Consider the following 16,764-nt stretch of genomic DNA (forward strand, 5'->3'; position numbering starts at 1 on the left):
AATTCGAAAACGGTTTATATTTTATTTTTAATCAAGGAGACATCATTATGATCATCATCAATCCCATTGGCAATAACATTGAAAAGATGCTGTTGCACTACGAAAAAAACGGCCATCTCACCCTACAGGCTTCGCTTATTAGTAATAGCTCGGTTGTATATAGATTGCAAGACTATTGTCTCAAGGTATATGCTTCACGTGCAAGATTGGATGGGGAGATGGAAAGTGAAGCACTTAGAGCATTACAAAGTAATCCTTATGCACCTAAATTGTATGCGTATTCACCAGGTGAGTACACCCTGACAGAGTGGATTGAAGCATTCAAGCTGAAAGAGTACCGTAAGACCTATGGACACATTCCTCACAACTTAATATACGATATGTTTACGACGGAACTTCAGCAGATTCATGCTGGATATTGGGACTGGGATGTCATCCGATATGAGAATTTGCTCTGGACCAAGACAGGTGATGTGAAGAGAACGAACTTTTGGTTGTGTGAACCTGTGAACGCCAGACGTGAGAGCTTATATAACCAGGTCATTCGTAGAATTGATAACATCTACAATGGCGATCGTACCGAAATGGAGGCGATGGAACAGTACTTTTATCGTCACCAGTTGACTTCATTAGAGATCGAACAAGCTTTCAGCGATTTCAGGTCCCAACGGCCAAGACTGGCGATAGCACAATAAATCTCATACTTAAAACCCCAAAGATATTAGAGAATCTTCGGGGTTTCTTTCATGATATAACATAGCTTACTTTAGCAGAGTGTACGTTACTTCTTCACCAGGGCCAATATTTCATCCGCAACGAGGTCAGGTCGATATTGATGGATGTAATGATCGGTATCTTTAATGGTTACCTGTTTTGAATCATCTGACCAAGATTTGAATTCTAATTGTGATTTATCCCATTCGGGTTCACTTGCACCAAGGTAATCAGCCGTCAGTATGGTGAGTGGAAACGCTAAGGTTTGCTTGTGATCTACAACCACTTTGGCATTGGCAGCTATTTCACGTAATTCATCCAACGTGTTAGCATTACCATAGTTGTGCAACAGCGCAGTTGTATCCAATTTTTTCAGATCTTCGGGTACAAGTTTCAGTTCATTACGATTGGCATTGGAAGTTTCGACAACCAAGTCAGATTGCATTGAGAGGCGGAATAGTCCGGTTTGGATACGTAATTTATTCGCAAAACCACCAATTGTGTCTGCCAAAGAGTCATCGTCATTTGAATAATATTCGGGGCTTCCGCCATCAATCATGACGATACCCTTGACGAGATCCGGATATTTTTGTGCGAAACGGATGGTTTCCAGCGAGCCGAGTGAATGTCCAACTAATACATAAGGTGGCTTCTGTCCAGATACCTGCAACAACTCGTGTAATTCTTCAGCTACGGTATCGACATCACGTTTCTTATCGGTCTGATCACTGTATCCATAGCCAAATCGATCATATACAGCGAATTTTGTGTTGGGAGCAAGCTTTTCATATAATGGATAATAATCTACATAGGGATTAGCGGTCCCCCAGCCAGAAGCGAGCACTACTGTTACATCGCCTTCTCCACCAGTATATAGATGCATATTGTCTCCATGGACTTTGTAGAGCTTTCCAGGAGGTACGAGTATTTTTGCATCCTGCCTTACCCCTACTTGTTGGTAGATCACGCCTGTACCCAGAAGCAACAGAATTACTGCGAGGTCAAATATCAAAAACTTAACTAATCTTTTACGCCATTTCTTCATGTTCTATCACATACTCTCCATGTATTTTCCCTATCATATAACTTCAATCTTATACGAGAGAAAACAGAGTCTTAATTCTATCTTAATTCAGTTTATTTTCGATCATGCGGGGAGGACGTGTCTGCCGAAAATTGAATATCAACGGCCAATGAATTAATATATAGCTACGATATAAGTTGAACTAAAGAATATTTACACTGCTCACTCCGATGACAGAATAACCTTCCGATCGCTGTTATCCCCAGATTTTTTTAATTCACTTTTATAACGGTGAAAATCTGGTGATAAAGGCGAGTTTATGCTTACGAAGCAGCTTTCCCCAGAAAGCTTTTAGCTCCGCTTCTTCAGGTTATTTCTGTCCTCTACGTTCTAGTGTTAATGTGTAGTTCAACTGATATAGTTGAATATATCTCATCCAAATATTGAATCACAGATTGATTATATAGAACAGAAGGTATGTATAATGACAAAATACGAAAATCAGCTCCCGACATCAGCAGGCATGAACTTCAAGTCCCTAATCAGTATATTGAGAGATTCCATGCGTGGCAATGTAGAGCGGAGGCCATCTGGCACGATACCCATGGAGATATGTGAACCTGCTGAATCTTTCAGTGCATCCGATAATCCACAGGTTACATGGTTCGGACATTCGGCTTTTTTGCTTGAAATTGAAGGGCACAGGTTGCTCTTTGATCCGATGCTGGGTAATCGTCCATCCCCAGTATCCTGGGTGGGTACCAAACGTTACAGCACCAATTTACCGATTCAACCGGAGGATTTCCCAACGCTAGATGCAATCATTATATCGCATGACCATTATGATCATCTGGATTATGACTCCATTCGCAGATTGAAGGATAAAACAAAGCGATTTATCGTACCGCTTGGGGTACGTCGACGGCTAATTCAACTGGGTGTGCCTTCGGAACAGATTACCGAGCATAACTGGTGGGAAGAGTTATCGTTCAAAGGTCTAACATTTGCTTGTACGCCAGCAAGACATTTTTCGGGCAGAGGATTATTCGACCGTAATTCTACCTTGTGGTGTTCGTGGGTTATAGCTGGACAACATACAAAGGTGTTCTTTAGTGGGGACAGCGGATACGGTCCTCATTTCAAGGAAATTGGCAGTAAATACGGTCCATTTGACCTGACGTTGATGGAATGTGGACAATATGACGAGCGGTGGTCCAACATTCACATGATGCCGGAAGAAACAGTGCAAGCACACTTGGATGTGGAGGGTAAGTTGCTTATCCCGATTCATTGGGCAGCATTTACGCTGGCCTACCATGCCTGGAATGAACCAGTTGAACGGATTACGAAGGCTGCACATGCTTTGAACGTTAAGATTGCAACTCCCAAAATCGGCGAGAAGGTTGTGCTTCATACGGAGGATTATCCTACACATCCATGGTGGAGACCGGAATTAGGATAAAAAATAAAAGCGTTCAGCTCATTGAATGAGTGGACGCTTTTTCTATTAGATTTTACATCAGGATTGATAGTGCACTGTAAATTAACAACATACCCATCACGATATTAACAGGACGCTCGTATCTTAATAAAAAGCTCTGGAATAACATGCCACCGAACGCCCAGGTCATATTGGCACTAATACCGATGAAGGTGAGCAGTAAGGAAAATACAATTAATTGAACATGGGACTGCCCAAGAGGCAGAACAAAAACGGATATGGCAGTAAGCCCATACAGAATGACTTTGGGATTGATGAATTGCAGGGTGAACCCAAATAGAAATGAATAATGATTGACCTTGTTTTCTTGCACATCTGCAGGTTTACTTCGCATGATTTTGAGCGCCAGATAGAGCATGTACACACATCCTAACACGTTTAAGACGGGTGTGATTCTAGGAATATATTGATGAAGAATAAGGTTGAAATAACTGGACAGAAACATAATAAGCAGGCAGCCGGCTGCGACTCCACTAATAAACGGAAGGGTCTTGCGGAACCCCTGATTTCTGGCATGCGTCATGGAAATGATATTGTTGGGTCCGGGTGTAAATGAAGCGATGATTGCATAGGTCACTAAAGGTATGATGTTCATGGTTCCTCCACGTTTTCTTAGTTGTATGATATAATGACCTGAAATGTACGTTATAGCGTACGGTCTTTATTATTGTACAACATGTGCGTTATATAGCACAACATAATTATAAAATGAGGAGGGTGGATTTTGAAAAACATTAATAGTATTCTTGCTCAGAACCTGAAACAGCTTAGGGAACAAAGAAAACTTAGTCTGGACAAGGTCGCCGAAATGTCTGGCATTAGCAAGACCATGCTTGGTCAGATTGAACGTGGTGAATCCAATCCATCCATTGCAACCGTATGGAAGATTGCTAATGGCCTGAAAACCTCCTTCACTGCTTTGATCCACGAGCCGAAGTCAGATACTACCGTTGTAACGGGGGATGATATTCAAGTATTGATGGAAGATGAGGGCAGGGTTCGAATATATCCGCATTTTCCTTTTGAAGAAGGACGTCGCTTTGAAATGTACATGATGGAGATGGATGTAGAATCTTCTTTAAGTGCTGAATCGCACATCGAAGGAACTGAAGAATTTATTACTGTTTTTGAGGGTGAAGTTACGATTCGGGTGGGGACGGAAGAATATATGGTGAGTTCAGGGGAGTCGATCCGTTTCCGAGCAGACAAGCCCCATGCCTATATTAATCCCGGAGCTTCGGCTATCAAGTTAAGCATGGTTATTCATTATTCGAAGTGAAGTGACAATAAAGCAGCCTGATGTAACGAACTGCAACTCCCTTGTTAGTCATGTATAACAAAGGGTTCAGTTCAAAACATTGGCTGCTTTATTGATGTGTGCACTATGGAGACCAACCGCTTGTGATAGTGGACTCTAAGTTAAGGCTTTTCTTTGGCCTGACGCTGGATTTCCTTGGCTGTTAATGCTTTATCATATACTCTTACGTTATCCAAGCTGCCTTTGTAGAACGGATCAGCCGCATAACGACTCTTGCCTACATAAGCTTCCGTTACCTGCAGATCTTTCGGGTTAAAAGTAATCTCAGAGCTACTAGCAACCGATGTACCATTCACATATAGAGTACCCACATCACCCTGAAGGGTTACAGCCACATGAACCCACTCTTTGGAAGGCAGTGGATTTGCTGCAATCAGGCTCTGATCCCGTCCCTCATTATGAATGGTGAATTGCAATGCCCCATTATGTTGGGAGGGAGTAAGGAACATATGCCTCGTCAAGCCATTTCCAAAGTCGAAAATACGTTGCCAAGACCCGCCGCCGTCCCAATTGACCCAGGCGCTAAACGTGAAATCCGTTGTATCTGTAATGAGTCCAGGTAACTGGATGTAACTGTCAGTCCCATTGAATGCAGCAGCCTGATTTTTGCCACTTGCAGCAGAACTGACCACGTTAAAGGCTTGTCCGTGATATTCGTTTTTGCTGTAATCCTGTGCGACTTTGCCAATTTTCTTGTGTTCAAAAGTATACTCCCCGAGCAATGGGCTTACCGCTTGCTGTGGAATGATAACGTTAAACGTTTTGGAGCTTACCGCAGTTCCTTTACGAATCGTTGCGGTTAATTTCACTTTGGCATCGCCCTTACCAGCGCGTGGTCGCTGCACTACACCTGTAGTGGATAGAGCCGAAGCATTGGAGCTTTTCCACGTAATGTCTGCATCACTTGTTCCCTTGGTAGGCAGAGACAGATTAAAGAACACTTGATCCGTATTGCTAATGCTCAGGTCCTTTTTCACCGCATCTACAATGTCCTGATCACTCCGTTCAACACTTTGACTTCCCCAGATGGCTATCCCGGAGGAGGAGAGGGCGCTAAAGGTCAGAACCGTACTTTGAGATTCAGAATTCCATTCATGTGTGAAAGTGCCTTTGTACACAATGTTATTCGAAGTGATCTGAACCTTGTTGTCTGCACCAAGACTCCATGTTCCTGTCACGGCACCATGAATCTGCCCATCTGCTGTGAACTGTACGGTCTGGGATGGCTTGATGTCCGCCGTGATGTCCTTGCCATGATTCACCCATTGGTACTGACCAGCGATCTCCTGAGTTGTCAGTTGCGTTGTATCTTCTCCCAAGGCCGCATAGCGATACGGAGAAACAACGGGCCAACCATCTGCATTCATATGCATCTCGTGTACGCGAACTTCATGCTCTTCGCCACGCCCTGGAAAGCGAGTATGGAAGATGAGAAATTGTTTGCCAGTCTCCGGATCAACATAAGCAGAGTTGTGTCCTGGCGATACATACCCGCTACCTAGGCCTGTGCCCGGATCACCGATCTGTCTCTCAAACAGGAAGTTCCCCATTAATTTGACTCCAAAAGGCTCAATAGAACGATCGTCAAACAACGGTTTATCCTTGTCCGCTTTAACGTTGATCATATCGTTTCCTTCAGCATCTAGGAAAGGTCCATCCGGTGTTTGGGAGCGAGCAACACGGATGTTGTATCCTCCGTCAGCACCTAGTCCACCGTAAGACAGGTATAGATAATAATAATCGGTTTCCGGACTATAGAGCATGTAAGGGGCTTCAATACGACTATGATTGCCTCCGGTCAGCTTTTTGCCATAACCTTGATTTGGCAGTGGTTTGCCTGTCGTCGCGTCCATCTCCAGAATGAAAATCCCTCCGGAATACGAGCCATACACCATCCATAACTTGCCGTTTTTATCATAGAAGACATCAGGATCAACCACATTGGGATGAATCGTTGCATCGTAAATGGTACCATCTTCACTGATCTGATCCCACATGCCGGATTTCAACAGAATGCCTTGATCCTTATAAGGCCCTTCGATATTGTCTGCGACAGCAATGCCGAGAGCTGATCGGGGAGAGTCGCCTTTACAAGCATTGTAGTACATATAAAATTTACCGTCGGCCAATTGAATGACATCTGCTGCCCATAACGTATCCGTCTGCGCCCATTCCAGCGCTTCAGCGAATTCCTGGGTTACATTGGGGACAACAGGGTTGTTATCCGTAACACCCGATGCGACCAGATCCCAGTTCAGAAAGTCTTTGGACTTAGCCACTTGCAGGTGTGAACCAAAAATATAAAACGTATCATCCACCTTAATGACAGAAGGGTCATGAACGGAAACATTTTTGAATGATGGAGAAGGATTTGCGAAAGGTGTGGTGGAAGTCTGCGAGTTACCCACGGTTGCCCCTGAATCATTTGCGAACACCGAGACCGGTGCCAAAGTTGTTGCAGTAAGTAAAGTGGTGCTTAGTACAGAAATGTTAAGTACGCGAACCCAATAACGTTTCATACGTTTCCCCTTTCCTATTCCCCGGAATGAAAAATCAACCGATACTTGGCAACACACGATATAAGGTTCGGCAGACCTCCTTTGAGTATTTCGTCATATCAAGCGCTTTCATTTGTTATATTATCAATTGATTTATATGTTTGTAAACCATAAATCTAATGTTTCTAACAGTAAAATGAAAAATAAATAAGAGACGGAAAGAGCCGATAAAGGTCATTACATTCAAATAAACCAGTTGTCTTTCTCAAATTTAGGATTGAAATGGGGATCGATGATGCGATATTATTACGTTTAAGAAATGTGTTTAACTATTTATCAATCATTTTATATTAATACGAATTAAAATGTGAACCGACAATTCCCAACTACATAGGAGGTAAGAACATGAGCACATATCAAAATCAATTAATCGCACAATACACGTTCGAAGATGCCGTTCAGATCGGGAAGGACAGCTCCGGTAAGGGACATGATGGTATAGCCAAAGGTGAGATCCTACCTGTGGTATCCGAGTTGAAAGGTAGAACGGCGGTGACTTTCAACGGGGGAGCGAATGGAACCTCTTATCTGCAATTACCTTCGAATCTGCTTCGAGATGTAAGCGATAACACAGGAGTTACGATTGCCACTTGGGTGTTTCTGGGCAAGGGGTCCAATGTGTGGGAGCGCATTTTTGACTTTGGCAAAGGGGAGAAGGGACCATATTTATTTTTGACACGTCAGCTTCTGGGTACGTTATACGCCGGAGATAATCTGGTTGTCCACCCAAGTCGAGGAGTTGCAAGCGGAGAATGGTTGCATATTGCACTCTCCGTAGCAGGCAGCCAAGGGGGAACGTTGAGCAGTGCGGGTCCAATTGTATATGTGAATGGGGAGAAGGCCGCAGACGGCTCGATCAGTCAGACATCCAGTGGCAATTATGCCAAATTGCGCGAATGGTTTGATACGTTCAAGGACCCTGAGAACTACAGCCAGAATTATATTGGACGATCCCAATACGCAGCGGATGTGGATTTTGCAGGTTCGTTATCCGACTTTCGGATCTATGGGGCAGCGCTCACCATGGATGAAGTCATTGAAGTGATGTGTGAATCACTGACAGATGAAGGGATTGTGAAGCTTGCCGCAGACAAGTACTTGTCCTTCGCCAACCGAATCATCACCAAAGATGTGTCACTGCCTGCAGATTTGTTGGGTGGTAAAGTGACAGTGAATTGGAGTTCCAGTGAGCCGGAAGTCTTGTCCGAGAATGGAGAAGTTCAGGTAATCACATCGGCACAAGAAGTTACGCTTCGTGCGCTTCTGACGAAAGGTGAAAGCAAGCTGAGTCAAAGCTTTGACGTATCTGTTGTGCCGGCGCATGTCCCGCCTTATACCGTCACCATCCATGGAGATCAAAAGTTGGCTGATATCAGTGAAGTCATGTATGGGCTTTTCTATGAGGATATTAACAACGCGGCAGATGGCGGAATCTATGCAGAGCTTGTTCAGAATCGATCATTTGAATCTTTTGCATTTGATACATACTCGCATGACTCTGGAGAATGTGGTTGTTCGACAGGTCGAAATCGTGAACCTTTGTTTGCCTGGTCAGGCGATACGGAGAAAATGCTCGTGCAGCATACGAATGGACTGAATGTTCACTTTAATGTGGAAGACCCTGAAGTAAATGCTTATTATGTCACGGTTCAGGATGGGGCAACGATTCGAAATCGTGGATTCTCAGACTCCAACCAGCATTGTGCCATGTCCATCAAGCAGGGTGAATCATATAACTTTACCGTATGGGCAAAAGCAGAATTGGCAGGAACGATCACTATTCAATTGCAGGATGGAAGTGACACTTCCATCAGTGATTCGGTAACGCTACATGTTGAAGGCGGGAACACATGGAAGAAATACGGTTTGTCTCTGATCGGAACAGAGACTGTACTTGGTCAACTGGCACTTACGTTTGCAGGTGACATCTCCATCGATATGGTGTCCTTAGTCCCTCAGAATGTATGGGGAGCTGATCCGACAGAAGAGGGAATATCGGCTACAGCACATGCCAACTACACAGGTAACCCGAACTATCGATTGAGAAAAGATCTAATCCAGGCACTCGCAGATCTGCATCCGAAGTTCTTGCGTTTTCCGGGAGGATGTATCTCGGAGGGGTCATTTATCTGGGATAACGTATATGACTGGAAGGATTCTGTGGGTCCGGTTGAGCTCCGCAAAGAAAATTATAATGTCTGGGGTTACATGATGACGATGGGCCTCGGTTATATGGAGTACTTCCAACTGGCGGAAGATCTGAATGCCGCTCCAATTCCAGTCATGGCTTGCGGTGTGTTGTGTCAGGCACGCTCGGATTATGCTCACCCTGCGGGTGGCGCTTTAAGGGATTATTATATCCGCAACTTTACAGACCTGATCGACTTTGCGCTCAGTACAGACTTTGAACACAACGAATGGGCAGCGGTACGAAGCCAGATGGGCCATCCTGAACCGTTTGATCTTCGTTATCTGGGCGTAGGCAATGAGAACTGGGGCACTGAATTTTTTGCCAACTTCGAAGTATTCAAACGTTCAATAGATGACTACATGAAACAGAACTATCCTGATCATGAGCTGCACATTATCTCGACGGTTGGTGCTCAGGCGGATGATGATGCGTACCAAGAAGGATGGAAATTCCTCAGCGGGAATCTGACCGGATCAGCTCAGGTTGCTTTTGCAGATGGTACAGAGGTGATTGAAGAGACCGTAACCTGGTATGAGAACCAGGAGAATTACATGGATACCATCGCGGATGAGCACTATTATCGATCCAATGAATATCTGCTGAATAACGTAGATCGGTACAACTACTATGACCGGGCCTTTCATGAAGACGGAAGTATCGATTGGAAAGAAACATCCAAAGTATTTGTGGGAGAATATGCTTCCACGGACAAAAACACGCTGGCAGGTGCGGTTGCGGAAGCTGCGATCATGACTGGGTTTGAAAATAATGCAGACGTTGTTCGTTTGGCTGCCTATGCGCCATTGTTCAACAAAGTACTAACGGACGGTACTTACCGCTGGACGCCAGACTGCATCTGGTTTGATGATGAAACAGTATGGTATACACCGAATTATTATGTACAGCAGCTTTTTGCAAAATATGTAGGGGATCAGGTGCTTGAGACTTCATTCTCCACCTATAGCAAAGGCAAACCGCTGAATCTCATTCCTCGTGGAGGCATCGAGATTGCAACAGGCCATGCAGACATCGTGGTGAAACGAGTCACGGTGACGTCCAATGTGGATGGCACCATACTGCTAGATGAAGATTTCAGGGAACGTACAGAGCCTAGTGAGGCATGGAGACAGATTCCAGGATCGAAAGGATATACGTTAACCCCAGGAAAAGGACTCATCTTGAACGCACAATCAAGTGGATTAAATGGATTGTATCTGCTGAATGACGAATGGACCAACTACAAAGTTCACGTTGAGGCTGAAAGAATTTCAGGTGAAGATGGTTTTTACATCGGTGTAGGACTGACGGATATCTCGCCGGAGAACAAGGATGTTATCGAGTACGCAATCAGTTACGGGGGGAATGCAACAGGCGTGAAGGTGTACAAACAAGGTATTGAGGGTTATACACTGGGAGACTATTCATCCAGCTCGGCAGCAGGTAACCTGAGAGCGGCCAATTATGAACCACTCGAGAATGGGACCGATTATACAATCACGGTTAACTATGGTGGGGATACAGGGAAAAATCTGATTTGTTCCTATACAGACGGACGTAATATCAGCAAGGTTCTGGATTACAAGCTGGAAGCTTACAACCGGGAAGTATTCCACTCTGTTACGAAAGATGAACATCATGTGTATGTGAAACTGGTCAATGCAGATGGTGTAGATAAATCAACCCGGATTTGCCTTCAGGATCTGAAGGTTGATGCTTCAGCCAGACTGATCACACTTACTGGAGAAGATCATTTGGTGCATATTCCGAATGTGAATCAGAAGAATGATGAGAAAGTGGTTCCCCAAGAACAGGAGATCACACTGTCCGAGACATCGGTGGTCGTTAACTTAACAGCTCATTCAGTGAATGTATTAGTTATGGATATTCTGAATTAAATTCATATCATGAACAAGAGACCGCGATTATCGCGGTTTTTTGGCGTTCCAGTGCAGAGGGTCAACAAAAGATACCCAAAGTAAATAGCCCACACTATTGCGGTGATCTGGCTGCTCCTATAATTAACGTTGAAGGAGGAGTCAGCTATGCGTTCCAAATACAAACAATTTATCCGAAACGTTCCGCTTCATCTCATGATTCTGCCTGGACTGCTCATTATTATTGTATTCGGTTACATTCCGATGGCGGGGCTCTCTATTGCCTTTCAGAATTTCTCTCCCATTGCCGGATTCAAAAATATGAATTGGGTGGGTTTGGACAATTTCAGGTATCTGTTCGATCTGCCGGGGTTCTCGCAGGTTGTATGGAATACGGTATTTATATCAACGATGAAAATTGTGTCTGGCTTGGTTATTCCGGTACTTGTAGCCTTATTGCTCAACGAGGTTCGCAAGACAGGATTTAAGCGAACGATTCAGACGGTAATCTATATGCCTCACTTTTTCTCCTGGGTTATTCTGGCGGGAATCATCGTGGATGTGTTATCTCCAAGCACCGGGATCGTTAATATGTTGTTAAAAGCCGTGGGCATTGACCCAATTCAATTCCTGGCCAGTAATGAGTGGTTCCCTCACATACTTGTCATTACAGACCAATGGAAAGAATTCGGATTCGGGACCATTATCTATCTGGCTGCCCTCACGAATATTGATAAATCTCTGTATGAGGCCTCTGTTATGGATGGTGCGGGAAGATGGAAACAGACATGGCATATTACACTGCCAGGCATTCGCCCGATCGTAATTTTGATGGTAACGCTTAGTCTGGGAAATGTACTCAACGGTGGCTTTGACCAAGTGTTTAACCTCTATAACCCACTGGTATATGAGTCAGGAGATATTTTGGATACGATGATCTATCGGATCGGATTGCAAGATGCACAGTATTCCGTCTCGACAGCGTTGGGTCTGATCAAATCTGTCGTGTCCTTCATATTTATCGGACTTGGTTATTTCTTGGCCTATCGGTTCGCGAATTATCGGATATTCTAGAAAGGAGGCAGAATCATGCACCACGCTTCAAGAGCCTATCGGTGGTTCCTAGGGTTTAACTACGTCATCCTGACGATTCTTGCCTTGTTATGCCTGTTCCCGATTGTGAATATATTAGCGATTTCCTTTAGTTCGAGTGATGCGGTAAAAGCAGGCAGTGTCACATTCTGGCCTGTGGATTTTACGTTGTCCTCATATCAATACATTCTGGAAAATCAGCAATTCCTGAACTCATTCGGCACGAGCCTTCTACGTGTCGTTCTGGGGGTTACGACCAATCTGATCTTCACGATTCTGGTAGCTTATCCGCTCTCCAAAGAGGCTGCCAAATTCCGTTCAAGAACGTTCTATGCCTGGATCTTCGTTTTCACGATGTTATTCAGTGGAGGATTGATCCCGGGTTACCTGGTGGTTAAGGAAGCGGGGTTGTTGGATTCCATCTGGGCTCTGATTCTGCCGGGCGCTGTTCCGATCTTTAATGTACTTCTAATGCTTAATTTCTTCCGGGGATTGCCGAAGGAACTTGAAGAGGCCTCCTGGATGGATGGGGCAGGACATTTCCGCACCCTATGCAGCATCTATCTTCCTATTTCACTTCCCAGTATTGCAACCATTACGTTGTTCGCCATGGTCGGACACTGGAACGCCTGGTTTGATGGCATGATCTATATGAAGAGTCCGGAAGGTTACCCACTCGCTACGTATCTTCAGTCCATGTTACAGCAGGTGACGATGATTCAGAGCGAGATGATGACGCTGGAGGATGCGACGCTCTTAAGTCAGGTATCGGATAGAACCACCCAAGCTTCCCAGATCTTTTTGTCCGTTATTCCGATCCTGCTTGTGTATCCGTTCCTGCAGCGGTATTTCGTTCATGGGCTTGTCGTTGGAAGTGTAAAGGGATAAGATCGATAGGAGGAAAACCGATCGATGGAAGGAGCCGATTTCTGGCTCCTTTTTTTGCTATTGATGAGAGCGTGAGGAGAGGAGGAGGGAAACATTGCGATTCATCCGGGGGAGATGGAGAGAATCATCCATTGTTGTCAAACTGATGATTGCTTTTGTACTGGTCATTCTGCCCTTGTATGGGATAAGCATTATGATTACGCAAGTCAGCTCCAATCAAATGCAGACGGAGGTGGAGAAGGCGCATGAATCCAAATTGTACTTCTACCATAATCATCTGCAATTCGAATTGGAGCGAATGAGTGCGCTGGTTACCGAATTTTCATTTGATGAAACCATGTCCACACTAAGTACACGAGCCGCAATTATGAGTAGGTATGAAGTCACGTCCAGTCTGAACAATATCCACAATAAGCTGGCTCAGATCATGGTGACAAGTCCCTACATTAGTGATGTGGTGTACTATGTTCCTGCTCTACACAAACGGGTCAGTGCCGCGGACGGGATTCGCGACGTGGAGGATAACGAATGGCAGAATCTGCTCGCCTCGATGGGGAATCTGAATGGCGAATTATCACATTCCAATAACGATCTCTATTTCCTGAAAAGTAATCCATATAACATGAATCATGAGGAACCACCCAATTTCATATTAGGGATACGCTTGTCTGCTGAAGAATTGAAGGATCGTTTGCAGCAGCTGTCGGAAACGGGCGAAAGTGAGATTACACTGAGTTTTGGTGAACAGCAACATGTAGTGATCTCTTCTTCAGAACAGCCAGCACCTGTTAAACCGATTCGAACAGTTTCGCCTGAACCGTCCGAGTCCATGCAAGTTACGAAGTTTCAATCTGATCCATATCTCTATTATTCGTTACATGATAAGGATCACTCGTTCACCCTGACAGCCACTATACCGCAAGATGTGCTGAGGGCACCGCTGGAACAATACAACGTATGGTTATGGATGGTCACCTTCATGTCGGTTGTGATTATTATTGTCTTCTCGTTTTCGATCTACAGATCGATTCACCAACCGCTAGCGGTGCTCATTCGAGGATTCCGGATGGCAGAGCAGGGCCAGACAAGCGTACATATTCCTTCATCCAGAAGGGATGAATTCGGCTATTTGTACTCTCGATTCAACCATATGATAGAGCGCTTACATATTTTGATCGATGAGAATTATGTTGCACGGATTCGAACAAGTGAAGCGGAACTTAAACATCTGCAATCCCAGATTCAACCTCACTTTTTATACAACAGTCTGTTCAGCATCAAGCAGATGGCTGAGGTGGAGAATGTGGAGCTCATTCAGGAATTCACCGACTATCTGGGTCAATATTTCAAGTACATGTCTCGGGATTCTCATACAGAGGTGTCGTTGGGGGCTGAAATTGACCATGCGCTGGTCTATGCATCCATTCAGAAAATCCGGTTTGGTTCGAGGATTCAATTGGAATTGGAGGATTTGGATGCGAGGTACAAAATGATTTCGATTCCCAGAGTTATTATCCAGCCGATCGTGGAAAATGTCTTTGAGCATGCACTAGCCAAACGTAGCCAGGGAGGAATTCTACAACTTTCGTACCAACAGGATCAGGACAAACTGTCCATTCGCATTGAGGATGATGGGGATCAGTTAACCGACGAAACGTTGAATTACCTGCAATCTGCCTTTGAGGAAATAGAGCGGAAACATGGAAACGAAGAGATAACCGGGCTCTTGAATGTGAATCAGCGATTAAGAATCAAATTCGGGGCTGCCTATGGTCTTACAGCGCAGCGAAGTGAGCTCGGTGGGTTGTGCATTATAGTGAAGATTCCATGGAAAGGGGAGTAGCGACATGCAGCGGATGCTTATTGTAGATGATGAACCCGTTATTTTGGATGGATTGTATGCTTTCTTTCAAAAGGCGAACTTTCAGGATATGGAGATTATTAAAGCATACTCTGCCTTTGAAGCCATCGATTGGCTGAACTCGGTCAAGATTGATATTGTACTCAGTGATATCTGTATGCCTGGCATGGATGGCATGCAGTTGATTGAGCAGATTATGGACCGATGGCCACGATGCAAAGTTCTCTTGCTGACAGGTCATAACGAATTCGATTATGCACACCAAGCTATTCGCAATCCTTGCGTTGTTGATTATCTGTTAAAGACAGAGGGCATGAATCACATTCGGGCTGCGGTAGAACGGGCATTAACACAGATCTCGGAAGAGAATGATTTTCGCTACCAAGCTGCCTGGTTTCGCAGTAAATTGCCACGAGCGCTGCCCCAGTTACAGCGTCAATTGCTGCTGGATGTGCTTAAGCGAACGGATAGACATGATATTGTTTCACTTCAAGAAGAACTGGATGCTGTGCAGCTACCTTTCGAATCCGATCAACTCGTTATTCCAGTGATCATCCGGGTAGAGGAGTGGAACAACTATCAGTCTCAGGCGGATCGCAGTCTCATCCGCTATGCCGTTGCCAATGTTGCAGAAGAGCTACTGCAGGACAAAGCCAAGGTGAAAGCAATTGATCTGGACACTCAGGTCATCGCGTGTTTTATTCAATCGCAAGAGACGTATCCGTCACACGTATCTGATACGCAAGGAGATCAAGGGAGTCAGCTGGATAGCTGGGTACAGACCCTTCGTTTTGTCTATGGCACATTGGAGTCTGTGCAGCAATCCTGTGCGGACTGCTTGAACCTGTCTGTATCCATTATGGTCAGCGAGCAGGCGGTAGAGTGGAGCAGGGTTAATCAGGCAATCGGGCAGTTACGCCTGTCGATTCATGAGAGTCCCGGGCTGGGGATGGAGAAGCTGCTGCGTGTAAATATCCAGGATGAATTACCTTACACCCCTAGCATTATGAATCAACAGGGTGTTGTAACGCTGCATCTGGATCAGATCAAACAGCGAATAACCGCCGGGGATCGGGAATGGATAGAGTCCTTCCATAAATGGACCGAGGCAGCGAAGGAGGGACTTCCGGATCCGTTCTTTCGCATGAAAACGTATACGGGTGCAGCGAGTGTACTCATTGAAGTCCTGCATGAACTGGGGTTATATGAATCGGCAATGGAAGAAATATCGCTGTCCCGAATGTTACATTTTGATATTCATACCGCATGGACCGATCTGGTCATCTTTTATCAATCGGCATACGAATGGATGATCTCCAAACGAAGCGATGCCCGCCTGAACGACCAATCACAGATTCTGATCACGATCCATCATTATATCAAGCACCATCTGGAGGATGACCTCTCACTCACACGGATCGCACAGGAAGTTTCTCTTAACCCCTCTTATCTGTCGCGTTGGTACAAACGAATTACAGGCAAAGGCATATCCGACTACATCCATGACCGCAGAGTGGAGCGAAGCAAAGAGTTGCTTCTGGGTTCTTCCTGCAAGATGCATGAAATATCCGCGAAAGTTGGATTTAGCGATCAGCATTATTTTTATCGTTTCTTCAAAAAAGCAACAGGCTGCACCCCTCAAGAGTATCGGGATCAGAAAAGTTAGATGATGTCTCAAATGGTAAATCAAAGATACCAGATGTCAACGGGATACACTCGAAGTGATAGCGCTTTCTTTATAAA

The 16,764-nt window shown here is 44.8% G+C and carries 11 protein-coding genes; 8 read left to right on the plus strand and 3 right to left on the minus strand.

Annotated features, from left to right (window positions below; all coding sequences use genetic code 11):
• Window positions 1-47: 47 nt before the first annotated feature.
• The gene (locus tag NZ043_RS22955; protein WP_339309306.1) at window positions 48-695 is read left to right on the plus strand and encodes a hypothetical protein; all 648 of its coding nucleotides are present in this window, start codon (window positions 48-50) and stop codon (window positions 693-695) included.
• A gap of 86 nt (window positions 696-781) precedes the next feature.
• Here NZ043_RS22955 and NZ043_RS22960 read toward each other — a convergent pair whose 3' ends face one another.
• The gene (locus tag NZ043_RS22960; RefSeq protein WP_339309307.1) at window positions 782-1,759 is read right to left on the minus strand and encodes an alpha/beta hydrolase; all 978 of its coding nucleotides are present in this window, start codon (window positions 1,757-1,759) and stop codon (window positions 782-784) included.
• 463 nt (window positions 1,760-2,222) lie between these two features.
• Here NZ043_RS22960 and NZ043_RS22965 point away from each other — a divergent pair, with 463 nt between their 5' ends.
• Complete coding sequence (locus NZ043_RS22965; protein WP_339309308.1) at window positions 2,223-3,200, plus strand: MBL fold metallo-hydrolase; 978 nt, start codon at window positions 2,223-2,225, stop codon at window positions 3,198-3,200.
• Between the two features lie 52 nt (window positions 3,201-3,252).
• On the opposite strand, the gene NZ043_RS22970 is transcribed toward NZ043_RS22965, so the two are convergent.
• Window positions 3,253-3,834: a LysE family transporter gene (locus NZ043_RS22970; RefSeq protein ID WP_289392358.1), complete on the minus strand. Its 582-nt coding sequence runs from the start codon at window positions 3,832-3,834 to the stop codon at window positions 3,253-3,255.
• 129 nt (window positions 3,835-3,963) lie between these two features.
• On the opposite strand from NZ043_RS22970, the gene NZ043_RS22975 reads away from it, so the two are divergent.
• Window positions 3,964-4,518: an XRE family transcriptional regulator gene (locus NZ043_RS22975; RefSeq protein WP_133384619.1), complete on the plus strand. Its 555-nt coding sequence runs from the start codon at window positions 3,964-3,966 to the stop codon at window positions 4,516-4,518.
• 140 nt (window positions 4,519-4,658) lie between these two features.
• Here the strand turns inward: NZ043_RS22975 and NZ043_RS22980 are convergent, their stop codons facing one another.
• Complete coding sequence (locus tag NZ043_RS22980; protein ID WP_339309309.1) at window positions 4,659-7,076, minus strand: family 43 glycosylhydrolase; 2,418 nt, start codon at window positions 7,074-7,076, stop codon at window positions 4,659-4,661.
• A 384-nt stretch (window positions 7,077-7,460) separates the two neighbouring features.
• On the opposite strand from NZ043_RS22980, the gene NZ043_RS22985 reads away from it, so the two are divergent.
• The 5 genes from NZ043_RS22985 to NZ043_RS23005 all read left to right on the plus strand — a co-directional run bounded on the left by NZ043_RS22985 (window position 7,461) and on the right by NZ043_RS23005 (window position 16,687).
• Window positions 7,461-11,201, plus strand: a complete 3,741-nt coding sequence (locus NZ043_RS22985; protein WP_339309310.1) for an alpha-L-arabinofuranosidase C-terminal domain-containing protein — start codon at window positions 7,461-7,463, stop codon at window positions 11,199-11,201.
• Window positions 11,202-11,348: 147 nt separating this feature from the next.
• On the plus strand, window positions 11,349-12,254 hold the full coding sequence (locus tag NZ043_RS22990) for an ABC transporter permease subunit (RefSeq protein WP_339309311.1): 906 nt from the start codon (window positions 11,349-11,351) through the stop codon (window positions 12,252-12,254).
• 15 nt (window positions 12,255-12,269) lie between these two features.
• Window positions 12,270-13,160 carry a carbohydrate ABC transporter permease gene (locus NZ043_RS22995; RefSeq protein ID WP_127545810.1) on the plus strand — a complete coding sequence of 297 codons (891 nt, stop codon included), beginning with the start codon at window positions 12,270-12,272 and terminating at the stop codon, window positions 13,158-13,160.
• 94 nt (window positions 13,161-13,254) lie between these two features.
• Window positions 13,255-15,003 (plus strand): histidine kinase, encoded by a 1,749-nt coding sequence (locus tag NZ043_RS23000; RefSeq protein WP_339309312.1) that lies wholly within the window; start codon window positions 13,255-13,257, stop codon window positions 15,001-15,003.
• Between the two features lie 4 nt (window positions 15,004-15,007).
• Window positions 15,008-16,687, plus strand: a complete 1,680-nt coding sequence (locus NZ043_RS23005; protein WP_339309313.1) for a response regulator — start codon at window positions 15,008-15,010, stop codon at window positions 16,685-16,687.
• The last annotated feature ends 77 nt before the right edge of the window (window positions 16,688-16,764 follow it).

The organism is Paenibacillus sp. FSL k6-2145 (genome assembly GCF_037976585.1).
Taxonomy (GTDB): domain Bacteria; phylum Bacillota; class Bacilli; order Paenibacillales; family Paenibacillaceae; genus Paenibacillus.

Excerpts from the sequence above, each read along its gene's own strand:
- NZ043_RS22965 (WP_339309308.1), top strand. The coding sequence starts at position 2,223 with ATGACAAAATACGAAAATCAGCTCCCGACATCAGCAGGCATGAACTTC.
- NZ043_RS22985 (WP_339309310.1), top strand. The coding sequence starts at position 7,461 with ATGAGCACATATCAAAATCAATTAATCGCACAATACACGTTCGAAGAT.
- NZ043_RS22960 (WP_339309307.1), bottom strand. The coding sequence starts at position 1,759 with ATGAAGAAATGGCGTAAAAGATTAGTTAAGTTTTTGATATTTGACCTC.
- NZ043_RS22970 (WP_289392358.1), bottom strand. The coding sequence starts at position 3,834 with ATGAACATCATACCTTTAGTGACCTATGCAATCATCGCTTCATTTACA.
- NZ043_RS22955 (WP_339309306.1), top strand. The coding sequence starts at position 48 with ATGATCATCATCAATCCCATTGGCAATAACATTGAAAAGATGCTGTTG.
- NZ043_RS22980 (WP_339309309.1), bottom strand. The coding sequence starts at position 7,076 with ATGAAACGTTATTGGGTTCGCGTACTTAACATTTCTGTACTAAGCACC.
- NZ043_RS22990 (WP_339309311.1), top strand. The coding sequence starts at position 11,349 with ATGCGTTCCAAATACAAACAATTTATCCGAAACGTTCCGCTTCATCTC.
- NZ043_RS22995 (WP_127545810.1), top strand. The coding sequence starts at position 12,270 with ATGCACCACGCTTCAAGAGCCTATCGGTGGTTCCTAGGGTTTAACTAC.
- NZ043_RS23005 (WP_339309313.1), top strand. The coding sequence starts at position 15,008 with ATGCAGCGGATGCTTATTGTAGATGATGAACCCGTTATTTTGGATGGA.